At 69.4% G+C, this 14,780-nt stretch carries 11 protein-coding genes; 4 read left to right on the plus strand and 7 right to left on the minus strand.

Annotation, left to right across the window (positions count from 1 at the left end; all coding sequences use genetic code 11):
* Positions 1-6 precede the first annotated feature (6 nt).
* The 4 genes from G4D83_RS00830 to G4D83_RS00845 all read right to left on the minus strand — a co-directional run bounded on the left by G4D83_RS00830 (position 7) and on the right by G4D83_RS00845 (position 8,230).
* Entirely contained in the window at positions 7-3,786 is a 3,780-nt protein-coding gene (locus tag G4D83_RS00830; RefSeq protein WP_163861412.1) for an FAD-dependent oxidoreductase, read from the minus strand.
* Between the two features lie 404 nt (positions 3,787-4,190).
* Positions 4,191-5,021: a glycosyltransferase gene (locus tag G4D83_RS00835; protein ID WP_163861415.1), complete on the minus strand. Its 831-nt coding sequence runs from the start codon at positions 5,019-5,021 to the stop codon at positions 4,191-4,193.
* 150 nt (positions 5,022-5,171) lie between these two features.
* A complete protein-coding gene (locus tag G4D83_RS45800) occupies positions 5,172-5,999 on the minus strand; it encodes a hypothetical protein (protein ID WP_240356081.1) in 828 nt (275 codons plus the stop codon).
* Positions 5,996-8,230 carry a glycosyltransferase gene (locus G4D83_RS00845; RefSeq protein WP_163861418.1) on the minus strand — a complete coding sequence of 745 codons (2,235 nt, stop codon included), beginning with the start codon at positions 8,228-8,230 and terminating at the stop codon, positions 5,996-5,998. Before G4D83_RS00845 ends, G4D83_RS45800 begins: the two co-directional genes overlap by 4 nt.
* A 29-nt stretch (positions 8,231-8,259) precedes the next feature.
* Between G4D83_RS00845 and G4D83_RS00850 the strand changes: the two genes are divergently transcribed.
* The 3 genes from G4D83_RS00850 to G4D83_RS00860 are packed head-to-tail and all read left to right on the plus strand — an operon-like array spanning position 8,260 to position 10,694.
* Entirely contained in the window at positions 8,260-9,363 is a 1,104-nt protein-coding gene (locus tag G4D83_RS00850; protein WP_163861421.1) for a glycosyltransferase family 4 protein, read from the plus strand.
* Positions 9,364-9,418: 55 nt separating this feature from the next.
* Entirely contained in the window at positions 9,419-9,943 is a 525-nt protein-coding gene (locus tag G4D83_RS00855) for a hypothetical protein (RefSeq protein ID WP_163861424.1), read from the plus strand.
* Positions 9,944-9,968: 25 nt separating this feature from the next.
* A complete protein-coding gene (locus G4D83_RS00860) occupies positions 9,969-10,694 on the plus strand; it encodes a hypothetical protein (RefSeq protein ID WP_163861427.1) in 726 nt (241 codons plus the stop codon).
* Here the strand turns inward: G4D83_RS00860 and G4D83_RS00865 are convergent.
* The 3 genes from G4D83_RS00865 to gmd form a co-directional block, all read right to left on the minus strand.
* Positions 10,645-11,205 carry an NADAR family protein gene (locus G4D83_RS00865; protein ID WP_163861429.1) on the minus strand — a complete coding sequence of 187 codons (561 nt, stop codon included), beginning with the start codon at positions 11,203-11,205 and terminating at the stop codon, positions 10,645-10,647. The genes G4D83_RS00860 and G4D83_RS00865 overlap by 50 nt on opposite strands.
* A gap of 130 nt (positions 11,206-11,335) precedes the next feature.
* On the minus strand, positions 11,336-12,274 hold the full coding sequence (locus G4D83_RS00870; RefSeq protein ID WP_163861432.1) for a GDP-mannose 4,6-dehydratase: 939 nt from the start codon (positions 12,272-12,274) through the stop codon (positions 11,336-11,338).
* A complete protein-coding gene (gene gmd / locus G4D83_RS00875; protein ID WP_163861435.1) occupies positions 12,275-13,249 on the minus strand; it encodes a GDP-mannose 4,6-dehydratase in 975 nt (324 codons plus the stop codon).
* Positions 13,250-13,393: 144 nt separating this feature from the next.
* On the opposite strand from gmd, the gene G4D83_RS00880 reads away from it, so the two are divergent.
* A complete protein-coding gene (locus G4D83_RS00880; protein ID WP_163862738.1) occupies positions 13,394-14,737 on the plus strand; it encodes a myxosortase-dependent phytase-like phosphatase in 1,344 nt (447 codons plus the stop codon).
* Positions 14,738-14,780 lie beyond the last annotated feature (43 nt).

The following is a 14,780-nucleotide window of genomic DNA, read 5'->3' on the forward strand; positions in this document are numbered from 1 at the left end:
ACGGCCTCAGACGCGCTTGAGGTGCGGGGCCTTCTTGAGCAGCTGCGCCAGGTAGAGGTCGGCGACCTTCTCCATCACCGTGTTGCCGCGCAGGCGCTGGTTCAGGTTGACGAAGTCCACCTGGTCCAACCGCTGGTCCTGGTTGTAGCAGGAGAACACCCACGTCTCCTTGCCGGTGCGCGGGTCCACGTGCCGCTGGAGGCACTGGGCGCAGATCTCCTTCATCATGCACTGCATCGGCGAGTTGATGGAGCCGATGGCCTCGTGCTCGGGCTTCAGGTACGGCTGGAGCACCGTGTGCCGGGCCTCGGCCACCGCGCGCATCATCCGGTCCGAGCCGATGGCGATGATGCGGTCCACCTCCGACAGCGGGATGAGGCCGGGCGTGGCGAGCTTGCCCTCGGCGTAGGCCACCATGGCCTGCACCACGTTGCCCCGGAAGGCGGCGTCCTGCGGACGGCGCGGCTCAATCAAGTCGCCGCTGTCCACGGACCACACAATCTGGTCCGTGCCGGCCTCGATTTCGTCGTGCTTGAAGGAGTCCGACTTGAGGCGGTACGCGGCGAAGTAGACGACGCGGCAGCCGGCCGCCTTGAGCGAGCGGGCGATGGAGAAGAGCACCGCGTTGCCCAGGCCGCCACCCACGAGCACCACCGTCTCGTTGTGGCCAATCTCCGTGGGCGCGCCGGTGGGGCCCATCAGCACCACGGACTCGCCCGGGGTGAGCGCGGCGCACAGGCGCGACGAGGAGCCCATCTCCAGGACGATGGTGCCCATCAGTCCCTTCTCCTTGTCCACCCACGCGCCGGTGAGGGCCAGGCCCTCCATGGTGAGGCGCATGCCGTCGACGACGGGGGCGTTCCGCTCGAAGTTCTGGAGCCGGTAGAACTGGCCGGGCTGGAAGTGGCTGGCCGCGAAGGGCGCCTTCACCACGACTTCCACAATCGTCGGCGTCAGGCGAGTGACGGACACCACGGTGGCGTTGAACGCCGCGTCCAGCTTGGCGAAGTGCGCGGCGCGCAGCTCCTCGCGGCGGGCCTGGGCGACCTCGTCGTCGAAGTCGAGCGCCGCCACCTCCTTCGCGTACAGGCGAGCGACTTCGGAGTAGCCGTCCTTCGCGCTGGCCATGGCCTTCACCACGTTGCCCGCGTACGTCGGGTGGTTGTCTCCGTAGAAGGAGATGAAGTGCCCGTCCTTCGCGTACGAGGTGAAGAAGCCCACCTTGGAGTCCAGGTCCTCGCTGGCCTCCACGGGCTCCAGCGTGAAGCCCTGCTCACCGTCCACCAGGGAGTAGCCCTGGAAGTAGTCGCCGCCCTCGTCGAGCTTGAAGGTGCCTGGGTACTCGCGCTCGTACGTGACGTTGGGCGAGGTGCCGGCGGCCACGCAGACGGTGCGCGCGGGCAGCTCGAAGAACTGGCCGCTGCCCTTGAGCTTGCCGTCCACCGTCACCATGCGTTCGAAGCGCAGCGCTCGCACCGCGCCCGTCGCGTCCTGCAGCGCCTCCACCGGGCTCATGCGCTCGATGAAGCGGATGCCTTCCTCCAGCGCCTTGGACACCTCCTCGTGGTTGAGGCGGTAGGCGGGGGACTCGGTGAGGCCGCGGCGGTAGGCCAGGCTGACGCCGCCCCATGCGCGCACCAGCTTGATGAAGTCCGGGGTGCGGCCCTCCGCCTTTGCCTGCTCACGCTCGGCGCGCACCGCGCGGCCGTGCTCCAGGAAGGTCTGGTAGGTGGCGCGCTCCTCGGCGTCCAGCCTCGCGAGGATGGCCTCGTCACCCAGCTCCGCGGAGAGCTTCTCGTGGCGGGCGAGCGCCTTCTCCACCTGCACCGGGTAGTACGCCATCAGCTCCGTGGCGGTGTCGACGCCGGTGAGGCCGCCGCCGATGACGATGGCGGGCAGCTGCACCTGGAGGTTCGCCAGCGAGTCCTTCTTGAAGGCGCCCGTGAGCTGGAGCGACATGAGGAAGTCGCTCGCCTTGCGGATGCCCCGGATGAGGTTGTTCTTCATCCCGATGATGGTGGGACGCCCGGCGCCCGCGGCGATGGCGATGTGGTCGAAGCCCAGCTCCCACGCGTCCTCGATGGTGAGCGTGCCACCGAAGCGCACGCCGCCGTGGATGCGGAAGCCCTCGCGCCGCGCCAGCGTCAGGTGGATGAGCGTGAGGAAGTTCTTGTCCCAGCGCACGGTGATTCCGTACTCGGACACGCCGCCGAAACCCTCCAGCACGCGCTCATCCAGCTCGTGCGTGAGCGAACGCCAGTCGCGGATGGGCTTGAGGGCGTGGCCGTTGCGGCCGGCCAGCTCGTCGGAGAACGGCTCAATCTTGAGGCCGTCCATGCCGGTGACGCCGAAGCCCTCGTTGAGCAGGTAGTGCGACAGCGTGTAGCCGGCGGGCCCCAGGCCCACCACCAGCACGTTGCGACCCACGTAGGGCAGGGCATACGGACGGCGGACGTTGAGCGGATTCCAGCGCGTGAGCAGCCCGTAGATTTCGAAGCCCCACGGCAGGTCCAACACGTCCGTCAGCGCCGCCGTCTCCGCCAGCGGGATGTTCACCGGCTCCTGCTTCTGGAAGATGCACGCCTTCATGCAGTCATTGCAGATGCGGTGGCCGGTGCCGGGGCACATCGGGTTGTCGAGCGTGATGACGGCCAGCGCCGCGAGCGAGTTGCCCTCGCGCTTGAGCAGGTGCGCCTCGGAGATGCGCTCGTCGAGCGGACAGCCCGTGAGGGGGATGCCCAGCGGGTTCTTCTTGTAGCTGTGGCCCTCGGCGACCTTGTCCTTCGCGGGGAAGCCCTTGGAGCAGGAGTCCTTCTGGCGCTCGTGGCAGAGCACGCAGTAGTCCACCTCGTTCATCACGTCGCGCGAGGTGCCTCGGCGGTCGGTGAGCTTGAAGCCGTCGCGGTGGCGGAGGTGGTGATGCAGGCCCTCGGTGGCCTCGGGCAGCTCGGCGTCCGGACGCTGGAGCTGCACCAACTGGTCGAACACCAGCGGCTTGGGGATGCGGTGGGTGGGCCAGGTGTGGAACTGGTCCTTGGTCTCCGGGTGCAGCGCGCGCGCGTACGTCCAGCGGTCCGCCAGTGACAGCAGCGCGCGGACGGCCTGGAGCTCCGCGGCGTCATCTCCCTGGGTGATGAGGCTGGAGCCGAAGGCCTCGCGACCTTCCGGCGTGGCCGTCAGCGAGGCGCGCAGCGCGGACCAGCGGGCGCGCAGGGCCTCCGCCTTCGCCTGCTCCTCCGCGGGCAGGTTGCCGGAGAACAGCCGCTCCAAATCCATGAGGCTGAGGACGGACTCGGCGAGGCCGCGCTCGAAGTCGCCCATGGAGAGCGCCTCCGGGAAGCCGAGCTGGAGCAGCAGCCGCATGCGGCCATCCAGTGAGGGGAACTCGGCCAGCGCCGGACGGTCCGGGGCGCCCTTCTTGAAAACGCGGCGGGTGATGAACTCGCGCTTGAAGTCGAAGAGGGGCAGCTCCCCCTTCAGGTGGCCCATCTGCCGCTCCAGCTCCTGGTCGACGCGGAAGAGCCGGGAGACGAAGCGCGACATGTGCCGGGCCACGCGCACCAACAGGTCCGACTCGGCCGGGCCGGTGAGGCCGGTGCCGCCGGCCTTGCGGTAGGCGTCGAAGCTCTTGAAGAGCTCGGGCTCGTCCTCGGCGAGCCGCGCGTCGAAGCTCTGGGCCAGCCGGCGCAGTCCGCGCGGGCGGTAGAGGTCTTCGAAGGTGAAGCCCGGCAGACCCAGTTGAAGGGAGGGGCCAGGGTCGGAGGGCAGGTCGGTCAGGGCGCGCATATCACTGAAGGTGTAGGAGGAACCCGGAGCAACGGCTCGCGTGCGGGGCCTATTTCGCGGTGAGCCGCCCGGAAAGCAAGCGGCCTCGCGACGCCGCGTGAAACCAGGCGATGGGAGGGAGTGACTCTGCTGGAGTTGTAACGCACGAGCCCGACGCCAGCCTCCCCGTTCGCCTTGTCCTTTGGGGCAGGAGCTCCCTCCCAGGGTACGACGGCACACCGCGCCATGTGTTGCGGTGCCCGCACAGGGGCGCGGCTGTGCGCCAGCCACTTCGGATTTCCGCTGGGAGCGTGCGCCGAGGGACTTCGGGCGCCCTGCTGGTCGCTCGTCGTGCAGGGGAGGGGCCTGCCACCGCGTCGGAGGAGACCCGCCAGGTGGCGGGCCGGTCCATGGCGATGCCGCTGTTACCGGGTATCGATTCCCGGGAGGGCGGCGGGCAATGTCGCGCTCTGCTCGGGGGCGGGCAGAGAGACGCCCTCCAGGCGGCGGCGGAGCTTGAAGAGCCCCCAGAACATGCGGGCCGCGTCCAGGCCGGGGACGACCTTGGAGCCGCCGAAGTCCTCCCAGTCGATGGGGACCTCGAGGCAGCGGGCGCCCTGTCGCTTGAGCAGCGCGAGCAGCTCCACGTCGAGCAGCCAGCGCTCCTCGCGCAGCACATCGAGCAGCGGGCGCAGCACGGAGGCTCGGACGAGCTTCACGCCGCATTGCGTGTCGTAGAAGCGCAGGCCGAAGTGGAAGTCGGTCAGGGTGGCGAAGATTCGGCCCTGCAGATGTCGGTGGAGATTCCGCACCACGCGGCGGCCGGCCATGAGGATGCGCGAGCCGGCCAGCACCTCGACACCCTGCGCCTCGGGGGAGTCGGTCATTCGAACAAGCCGGAACAGCTCCTCCGCGTTGATGGCGCCGTCCGCGTCCAGGAACGCGAGCCAGGTGGCCCCGGGGGAAGCATGACGCCAGCCAAGGCGGATGGCGGAGCCCTTGCCGCCGTTGCGAGGCGCCGCGACGTACGTGAATCGGTGGGGCGATTTCGCGGCGGAGAGCCGGGCCTGGGCTTCATCGACGCTGGCGCGCTGAAGGGTGGAGTGCTCGGGCGCGCTGCCATCATCCGCGATGATGAACTCCACCCGGGGCGTCGGCTGGAGCAGGGCGACACGGGAGAGCGACTCCACGAAGCGAGGTAGACGCTGCCCCTCGTTGTAGGCGGGGATGACGACGCTGATGGAGGGGACTTCCACGCGCCGGGTTTGAACACGGAGGGAAAGGGGCGTCAATGCGAGCGCACCACCCGCTCCGCGCCTCTGGGCGGGAGGGGGATGTGGTGTGCTTTCCCGATGCACTCCTCCGAGCGGCGAGGCCTGGCGGCACGAGGGGCGAGGGTGCCTGCGCTACCGCCGCTTCGGCCGGCGCGGCTTGGGAGCGTTGGGCTTGCGGGCGGGCTTCCCGGAAGGAGGCGAGGGCTTCTTCTTCGCAGGGGTCCCAGCGGAAGCAGTGGGAGGCTGCGTCTGCCGGAGCACGGACTCGGTCTTGTGGGTCCGGGGCTTGGGGAGGACCGCCGCCGCCTCGGTCGAGGCCTCGTCCTGCATCGCGCCACGCCCCGTATGTGCCCGAGTGGCGGGGGCCGCCTTCGCTCGCGATTGCTCCGACGGGGTACGAGCAGGACCGGCCGAGTGCTCGGACGGCCGAGATGGCGCCGCGTGCTGTGCCGCGTGCTGCTGCTCCTTCGTCGCCTGCGAAGAAGGAGCGCGTGTGGGGCGTGCCGCCGCTGATGTCTCAGACGCCCGTGGCTGCGTCGTGCTCGATATCTCCGCCGTCACGGGCGTGGCCTGTCTGGCGCGCAGTTGCTCCACCTCGCGGCGCAGGCGGACGACCTCGGCGGAGAGCTGGGCGTACGAATCGCGCACGTGTCCGTTGAAGATGCGCTGACGACCCAGGGTCTCGTTGATGAACACCTGGCACGACTTGCGGAAGGCCCACTTCGCCACCACCACGAGCTGACCCGCGCCTCCACGGTGCGTCTGCAGCGGCAGCGCGCGCGTGGCGTCGGCGTTCTCCTCCAGCGCGTGCAGGTTGAACGTCAGCGGCTCCACCCGAGGCTCGACGCCCTCGGAGGGCACCTCCACCGCTTCGGAAGTGGGCAGCCCCCGCGTTCGCAGGCGCTCCTCGATGCGGGCCAGCAGCTCCCGCGCCGGAATGTCGCGTCCCAGCAGCTTCATCGATGCTTCTCCTCGAGGATGCGTTGCAGCTCGTCCTGGTAGGCGGCCACCACCTGCGGCCACCCTTGTTTCTTCACATACGCCAGGCCCCTGGCGCCGAGCGCCTTTCGAGCCTCGCCCACTTCGCGCAGCCCCTGGATGAACGAGTCCAGGTCCGTATACGCGCGTCCCGCGCCACTGCGCGCCACCTGCCCCACCAGCACATCGGAGCGCCCGTTCACCAGCACCGGCGTGCCCTGTGCGAAGGCCTCCAACGTGAGCAGCGAGAGGCTCTCGTAGCGAGAGGGCACCACCACCGCCAGGGCTCCGGCCAGCGCGTCGTGCTTGTCCTGCTCGGGGATGCGTCCCAGGTAGCGCACGCCGTCGCCTTCCAGCGGCATGTGCGCGTCACCCGCGAGCACCAGGTCCGGTGCATCCGCGTACCGCTGCTTCAAGGCCTGATGGAACTGGAGCAACTCCGGCACGCCCTTGCCCGGCTCCTGTCGTCCCACGTAGAGCAGGTAGTCGCGATGCACGCCGTGCTTCTGGCGGAAGCGAGTCCCGTCGGCGGCCGGACGCTCAACGCCCACCCCCACCACGCGCGTCCGCGCATGGCCCGGGAAGTACTTCTCGATGATGGTCAGCTCCTCCGGCGTCAGGCAGAGCAGCGCGCGGGGAAGCTCGAAGACATCGCGGTACGCATCGAAGCGGATGGGCGCCTCGTCGTGCGTCGTCGGCACGAGCAGCGAGCGGTCCGCCACCAGCGGCATGCCCCACACCGTGGGCGCATAGAGGTACGTGAAGAACAGGTAGCCGTCATACGTGTTCCGCGTGTCGGCCAGATGCCGCAGCAGCCCCGGCGCCAGCGGGCCCTGCTCGGCCACCCATTGCTCCTCGCGCAGCCGCTCGTTGCTCTTGTCGAAGAGCCTTCGCGACAGCCCGTTGAAGCCGCGGATGTCGCGCACCCGCGTCACGGGAAAGCGCAGCACGTCCACGCCGCGAACCTGGTCCTGTCCCTCCGGGAAGTCATTCTCCCAGGACAGGTGGTTTCTCGCGCACGTGGTCAACACCGTGATGTCCCAGTGCGGCGTGAGACGCTCGGCCACCTGCGCGGCCAGCATCTCCGCGCCTCCCGTCACCTCGCCATAGCGCTGCACCACCACCGCGACGCGAGGCCGCTTTGGTGGCGCGCGACGGGGACGCGGCGCGGGCAGGAACGGCTTCAGGGCTTGTGACAGCGCTCCCTGCACGGACGCGGAGGAGAAGTGCTCCAGCCGGCGCCGCTGACCGGCGATGATGGGCTCGCGAAGCGACAGGTCCTCGCTCAGGTCCACCGCCAGCTCCGCGAGGAACGCGAAGCGCTTCTGGTCGAACGCGATTCCCGCGCCGCCCAACGTCTCCGGCACCGCCGCGGCGCCATACGCCAGCACGGGCACGTCCGACGCCATCGCCTCGATGAGCGGAACCCCGAAGCCCTCGTGCTCGCTCATCGACACGAACACGGACGCGGAGCGGTACGCGGCCACCAGCTCCGCGTGGCTCAACCGGCCCAGGAAGCTCACACCGCTCAGGCCCTTCGTCTCGCGCTTGAGCGACCGGAAGTAGCGACTGCCCGGCTCGTACCCGCCCACCATCAACAGACGTGCCTGGGGACGCAGCCGCAGCACCTCGCGGTGCAGGGCGATGAGGTCCTCGAAGCGCTTGTGCGGCATCACCCGGCTGACGCCGAGCAGCACGGGGCCCGGGCCCGACAGCTTGCGCAGCAGCTTCGCGTCCGCGCGGTCGGGGCCGAAGCGCTCCGGTTCGATGAGCAGCGGCACCGTGTGGACGTTGCGGTAGCCCGCGACGCGCAGCTCGGCGGCGTTGTAGTCCGACACGCCGATGGCCACGTCCACGAAGGGCGCCATCGCGGCGAGCTGCGCGCGCCCGGCCACCAGCGCGTTCTCCAACGACAGGCCCGAGTAGAAGCGCGCGGGGCTGATGTTGTGGAACACGAGGCCGCGGCGACACTGCAGGTGCATCAGCCGGCTGCTCAGCGGCGAGGCGATGCCGTGGTGGTAGAGCACCAGGTCGCCCGGCTCCGGCTTCAGCGTCGACGCGGGGCTGGCCAATCCCTCCAGGCCCGCGCCCACCTCATCGGCATACAGGCCACCCCACACACCCAACCGGCGCAGGAGGAGCTGCAGATGCAACGCGGCCTGCCCGGTGGCGTCTCCGGGCACGAAGCTCGCTATCAACTGGTGAATCGCCATGCGCGCCCTGCCTATCACAGGGGCGTGGTATGAGGCGCTCCGTGTCCACCGGCCCCATCGCTTTCGACGCGACGCTCTGGGATGAGCCCACCACCGGAATCGGCCTCTACACCCGCTGTCTCGCGGGCGCGCTGGAAGCCAAGGGTGTGCGGTTGGAGAAGCTGGGCGCGCGGGGCTCGGGCGACCATCCGAGGGGCGACAGTGGCCGCACCGCCTGGACGCTCGCCCGGCTTCCTCGGGTGCTGGAGCGCTCGCGGCCCGCGCTGTACCACGCGCTCGGAAACTTCAATCTGCCCCTGACGCGGATACCCGGCACGGCGTATGTGCTCACGGTGTTGGACCTGATTCCGCTCATCATGCCGGACACCGTCTCGGCGAAGTTCCGCTGGCAGTTCCGGCTGTGGTTGTCGCGCAGCCTGATGCTGGCCGACCGGGTGGTGTGCATCAGCGAGCGCACTCGGAATGACTTGCTGGAGCGCTTCCCTGAAGTGGAGTCGCGCGCCGTGGTGGTGCCCATCGGCGTGGACCATGTCCATGCGCCCGTGCTCGACGCGACGAGCGTGGACTTCCTGCGCGCGCTCGCGCTGCCCAAGGACTTCGTCCTCTACGCGGGCTCGCTCGACGTGCGCAAGAACGTGGACCTGGTGCTGGACGCGATGGAGCGTCTGAAGGCCCAGGGGCGTCCGGCTTCGCTCGTGCTCGCGGGGCAGAGCTGGTTCGGCTCGGGCCGCGTGGAGTCGCGCATCTCCAGGCTGCGCGCGGAGGGGCTCGACATCCGTCCGCTGGGCTACCAGGCGGAGCCGGTGTTCTACGAGCTGATGCGGCGCGCGTCCCTGTTCGTCTTCCCCTCGCGCTACGAGGGCTTCGGCCTGCCTCCGCTGGAGGCGATGCGCCTGGGCACGCCGGCCATCGTCTCGACAGCGGGCTCGCTCCCGGAGGTCTGCGGCAGCGCGGCCCTGGCGGTGAGTCCGGACGACGCGGAGGGGCTCGCGGAGGCCATCCATCGGCTGCTGCGCTCACCGACGGAACGCAGCGCCCTGGCGGAGAAGGGCAAGGCCCGGGCCGCGGAGTTCACCTGGGAACGGACGGCGGAAGGAACGCTGGCGGTGTACGAGGCCGCGCTCCGACGCTGAGCGCGGGAGCGAAGTGGGCGGTTCCTCGCGGTCGAATCGAAAGTGGAGGATGACGATGCGAAAGCTCATGTGGAGTGGCCTCGTGCTGAGCGGTCTCCTGGTCGGGTGCGCGAACGCTCCCGGGAAGCAGAACCCTGGAGAGCCTCAGGTGGAGCAGGACGCAGCGGCCTCTCCCAGCGCGGAGGCTCCGTCGCCCGGTGAAGCGGTGAAGCCCGCCGATGCGCTGCCCCTTCAAGTCGCGGCCAATCCCCAGCCCCAGGACCCCATCAACATCGAGGGGGCGAAGGTCACCGGCGACATCCTGACGCTCAACGTCTCGCATGGCGGCGGTTGCGCCGAGCACACGTACACGCTGGCCTGGGACGGCACGTTCCAGCAGAACGCCAGCGCGGCTCCGGTGGCGAACCTGGTGATGATTCACAACGCCAATGGGGACCGCTGCAAGGCCATGAAGTTCGCCGAACTCCGGTATGACTTGAGCCCCATCTCCAAGACCTGGGCCGCGCAGGCCAGCAAGGGTTCCGGCACGGTGGAGCTGGCCCTGCCTGGACTGTCCGCGCCCGTGAGCTACTCGTTCTGAACCTCGTGGTGGACCTGGACGCGACATGAAGCTCTCGGAGGCCCTGGCCGTACTGGAGCAGCGCTTCAGCGGCTTGGAGGAAGGTGCCACTCGGCTCGTCGAGGCGGAGGAGGACCGCTTCGCCTTGCGGCCGAGCGCGGTGTGGCTCGAGTACCGCTGGTACGTGCGCGCGGGCGGAATGGCGGAGGTGTTCCTCAAGTCGGAGCGCGTCCGTCCGGAGGCCCGCTTCCAGGCGGAGGCCACGGTGCTGCGGGTGCACCTGCTCGGTGCTTCCTCGGAGCTGTCGGAGCGCTCGGAGAAGTTGCTCGTGGGCGGTCGTCCCGCGCCGGAGCGGCTCATGGGTCTGTTCGGTGACGATGGTGTGCGCCGCGAGGTGGTCGCCTTCGGCCGCACGAGCGTCACCGTGGAGCACTGGGACGCGCCCGGCCCGCGCCCCCTGTTGGCCGAGGCGCGCTTCCAGGCCCTCGCGGAGCGACTGGCGGACCCGGCCTCGACGCCGGAGGAGCGCCACGAGGCGGTGCAGCGTCTCGCCGACGAGCGCAGTCCTCGCGTGGTGGAGGTGCTGCTGGAGCTGCTCTCGCGTCAGTCCTCGCTGATGGCGCTGCGCGTGTTGTCCGAGTGGGGCGAGGAACGCTCAAGAGCGCCGCTGCTGCGCGCCCTGGAGGCGGTGCGCCCCGACAACCCCGCGGACCTGTGGACGCTCACTGCCCTGGTGCGACGTCTGGATGCGTGGACACACGTGAAGCGCTGACGGAGGCCACCGTGAATCCCTCCGCGATGAGGTCCTCACGCAGGCGCGTCAGCACCTTGCCCAGGAGATTGAGCCCCCTCCACTTGGATGGGTCCTGGATGAGGGGGTTGTCCATGCTCAACCCCACGCCCCAGATGCGGTCCAGGGGACTGGCTTCCACCAGCTCCGTGCCCGCGGTGGCCAACAACGCCTCCAGCAGCGACGCGTTCTGGGTGAACTTCGCGCGATTGCCCTCGTAGACGATGCGCTCGCGCTCACGCTCCCAGGTGGCGCCATCGAAGCCGCGCACCTTGCGACCCAGCGCCTTCTGCGCCTTGGGCGCCGACGTCTTCAGGATGCTGGCGAGCACCTCCGCGTCACCGAAGACGCGCGCCTTGCCCGCCATCATGTACTGCTCCGTGCAGCCGTAGGCGACTCCGTCCACCACGAAGGCGGAGCGGTGCCACTGCGAGAAGGGCGACTCTTCCTTCCAGAAAAAGGTGAACCTGCCCTGTCGCTGAGTGCCAGCCATCACGAGCCTCCTGGTTGGTGTTGATTGCACACCAACGCCTGGGGCTCGATGCCCTGACAAGCGCCGTCCAGTCGGGCAACCGCTGGACGGGAGGCGCCCCAAGTGAGGCACCTCCCGTGCGGTACGGGCCTCAGCCCTGGGCGCGGATGGCGCCCGGAACCTTGGGGCCGAGCACGTCGCGCAGCGCGTCCGTCACCGTCAGCTTCGGCGTCCAGCCCAGCGCGCGCAGCTTGTCGGGAGCGCCGATGAGGCTGGGGATGTCGGAGGGGCGCAGGCGCGCGGGGTCCAGCTCGATGCGCGCATTCACTCCCGCGAGCGTCAGCATCTCCTCCAGCAGGCTGCGGATGGTGCGTCCCTCGCCGCTGCAGATGTTGTACGCCTGCCCGGGCTCGCCCTTCACCAGCAGCAGCCGGTACGCCTCCACCACGTCACGCACGTGGGAGAAGTCGCGCACCGCGTCCAGGTTGCCCGTGCGCAACACCGGGTCCACCGTGCCCAGGCCAATCGCTCGAATCTGCGAGGCGAAGGAGGGCACGACGAACGTCGGATCCTGTCCAGCGCCCAGGTGGTTGAAGGGCCGCGCCATCATGACTTCCAGCCCGTAGCTGCGGTGGAACTGCACACCCGCCAGCTCCGCCGCCGACTTGGAGGCCGCGTAGGGACTCAGCGGCACCGCGCCGGTGTCCTCGGTGGCGCGCGTGCCCTCGGGCACCGGGCCGTACACCTCGCCCGAGCCCACGAGGACGACGCGCGTCTTCGGCGCGTTCTCCCGCAGCGCCGTCAACAGGTGCACCACCCCCATGGTGTTCACCGCGAACACGCGCGAGGGGTTGTGGTGGCTCTTGGCGACCGAGCTGAAGCCCGCGAGGTGGATGACGCCGTCCGGCTTCGCCTCGGCCACGGCGGCCTTCACCGCGGCCTCGTTGGCGACGTCGAAGTGAAGGGCGCTGCTGCTGACGCCCTCTCCGCGTGGCCCGTGCGCTTCGACCACCTCGTCACCGGCGGCGCGCAGAAGCGCGCACAGATGCCTGCCGACGAACCCATCCGCTCCCGTGACGAGAACCCGCATCTACCGCTGCCCCGCCTTCACGCGCTCCAGGTCCGCGTCCACCATCATCTCCACCAACTGCTTGAAGCGGACCTTCGGCTCCCAGCCCAGCTTCGCCTTCGCCTTGGCCGGGTCTCCGATGAGCAGGTCCACCTCGGCGGGGCGCACGAAGGCCGGGTCGATGTGGACGAACTTCTGGTAGTCCAGCCCCACGCGGCCGAAGGCAATCTCCACCAACTCGCGCACCGTGTGCGTCTCGTTGGTGGCCACCACGTAGTCCTCGGCCTGGTCCTGCTGGAGCATCAGCCACATGGCCTCCACGTAGTCGCCCGCGAAGCCCCAGTCGCGCTTGGCGTCCAGGTTGCCCATGGGCAGCTTGTCCTGGAGGCCCAGCTTGATGCGCGCCACGTTGTAGGTGACCTTGCGCGTGACGAACTCGAGGCCACGGCGTGGAGACTCGTGGTTGAAGAGGATGCCGCTCACCGCGAACAGGCCGAAGGACTCACGGTAGTTCACGGTGATGTGGTGGCCGTAGGCCTTGGCCACGCCGTACGGGCTGCGCGGATAGAAGGGCGTGTCCTCCGTCTGGGGGACCTCCAGCACCTTGCCGAACATCTCGCTGGACGACGCCTGGTAGAAGCGCGCCTGGGGCCGCGTGTGGCGGACGGCCTCCAGCATCTTCGTCACGCCCAGCGCGGTGAACTCACCGGTGAGCACCGGCTGGTTCCAACTGGTGGGGACGAAGGACTGGGCCGCGAGGTTGTAGACCTCGTCCGGCTTGACGAGATTGAGCAACGCCGCAATCGAGAACTGGTCCAGCAAGTCGCCCTGGTGGAGCTGAATCTTGCCGTGCAGGTGCTGGATGCGCTCGAACTTCTCTTCCGACGAGCGGCGCACCATGCCGTGCACCTCGTAGCCCTTCGACAGAAGAAGCTCCGCGAGATAGCTGCCGTCCTGCCCCGTGATGCCAGTAATGAGTGCGCGCTTGGTCGCCATGGTCTTTTTCGATGTTGGCTGGAGGACGCACTTTGTACCTGACGCGGTTGCCCGGAGCCAACCGTTCCCGATGGCTTCGTACTTGAAAGGCACACCCCTCGTGCGAAGTTACGCAGGACCCACCTTGCCTGGAGCGCCCTGGCCATGCGTCACCCTCTCTTCTTCGCCCTGGCGGCTGTCGTCGCGGGCTCCGTTGCCTCGGCCCAACCCACCCAGCCCTTGCAGGTGCCCGCACAGCGCGAGACGACACCCGGGCCCCCCGCGACAGGTGGCCTCATCCAGGACGTCGCTGTCTGGGTAGGACCGCCCGGCGTCGGTGGGGCGGATGCGGGCCTCGGCCTGCTGCTCACGGCCTATGACAATCAGAACTCCGGCCTCTCCACGTTCGGGCTGGATGGTCAACAACTGGAGCAGGAGCAGGATGGGCCCACGGTGAGCGTCGCGGTCCGAGACGGCTTCCGGCTGGGGCAGGCGACGCGTTCCCTGGCGGTGACGGCGAACTCCGTCGTCGGCTTGTCGGCCTACGTCGTGGATGGTTTCCAGACGACGAATCGGGTGCAGCGGATTGGCTCTGGACCGTTCGTCGCCAACAGCACGGTCTTCAACACCGTGGCGCTCTATCGCAGCCCCGGCACGGGCCGCTTCTTCGTGTTCGCGGGGACCGCGACGGGCTCCCTCCAGCAGTTCGAGCTGTCCGGCGAGGATGGCGGGCTGTCGTCCACCCTGGTGCGTCCGGCCATCGACGTGGGAGGCCCCATCACCGGGCTGGTCGCCGACGAGGAGCTGGGCTTCGTCTACGTCGTGCAGGCCGGTGAGGCCATCTGGCGCTACAACGCCGAGCCCAACGGTGGCACCACCCGCGTGTCGGTGGCTTCGCTGACGGGCGCGAACCGCAACCTGTCCGGCACCGTCAACCACCTGGCGCTGTACCGCGCCGCCAACGCGCAGGGTTACCTGCTGGCGGCGGATACGGGCTCGGGCACGTTCGCCGTGTTGGACCGCCGCACGTATGCCTTCCTGGGTTCGTTCCTCGTGGTGGCGGGGGATGGAGGCGTCGGCGCCGCGGAGTCTCCACGCGCGCTGGCGGTGACCGCGCTGCCAGTGGGCGCCGAGTTTCCCGAAGGACTTTTCGTCGCGCAGGATTCCATCAATGGCGGCACGGACAACCTGAAGCTCTTGCGTTGGGACGCCGTGGCCGCGGCCTTCACTCCGCCGCTGCGCGTCGACACCCGACCGGTGACGGATGACGGTGGCACGGACGCGGGCTCGGACGGCGGCACCGATGGTGGCTCGGACGGCGGCACCGATGGTGGCTCGGATGGAGGGGGGGGCGGTGGTGGTGGAGGACGGCCCGACCCGGGTGGTGGCGGCCTCCCCACTGACTCCGGCACCTCGGGCTGCGACTGCACCGCCGCCTCCGTGCCCGGTAGTGTGCTCCTCGGCCTGCTGGCCCTGGGGTTGTCGGTGCGCCGACGCCGCGAGCGCTGAAGCGCGTTGCCATGGGGCGCGGGGCACGATGAAGTGCGACCGC

It is taken from the genome of Myxococcus eversor (genome assembly GCF_010894455.1).
Taxonomy (GTDB): Bacteria; Myxococcota; Myxococcia; order Myxococcales; family Myxococcaceae; genus Myxococcus; species Myxococcus eversor.

Excerpts from the sequence above, each read along its gene's own strand:
- G4D83_RS45800 (WP_240356081.1), bottom strand. The coding sequence starts at position 5,999 with ATGAAGCTGCTGGGACGCGACATTCCGGCGCGGGAGCTGCTGGCCCGC.
- G4D83_RS00880 (WP_163862738.1), top strand. The coding sequence starts at position 13,394 with ATGCGTCACCCTCTCTTCTTCGCCCTGGCGGCTGTCGTCGCGGGCTCC.
- G4D83_RS00830 (WP_163861412.1), bottom strand. The coding sequence starts at position 3,786 with ATGCGCGCCCTGACCGACCTGCCCTCCGACCCTGGCCCCTCCCTTCAA.
- G4D83_RS00845 (WP_163861418.1), bottom strand. The coding sequence starts at position 8,230 with ATGGCGATTCACCAGTTGATAGCGAGCTTCGTGCCCGGAGACGCCACC.
- gmd (WP_163861435.1), bottom strand. The coding sequence starts at position 13,249 with ATGGCGACCAAGCGCGCACTCATTACTGGCATCACGGGGCAGGACGGC.
- G4D83_RS00870 (WP_163861432.1), bottom strand. The coding sequence starts at position 12,274 with ATGCGGGTTCTCGTCACGGGAGCGGATGGGTTCGTCGGCAGGCATCTG.
- G4D83_RS00850 (WP_163861421.1), top strand. The coding sequence starts at position 8,260 with ATGAGGCGCTCCGTGTCCACCGGCCCCATCGCTTTCGACGCGACGCTC.
- G4D83_RS00860 (WP_163861427.1), top strand. The coding sequence starts at position 9,969 with ATGAAGCTCTCGGAGGCCCTGGCCGTACTGGAGCAGCGCTTCAGCGGC.
- G4D83_RS00855 (WP_163861424.1), top strand. The coding sequence starts at position 9,419 with ATGCGAAAGCTCATGTGGAGTGGCCTCGTGCTGAGCGGTCTCCTGGTC.
- G4D83_RS00865 (WP_163861429.1), bottom strand. The coding sequence starts at position 11,205 with ATGGCTGGCACTCAGCGACAGGGCAGGTTCACCTTTTTCTGGAAGGAA.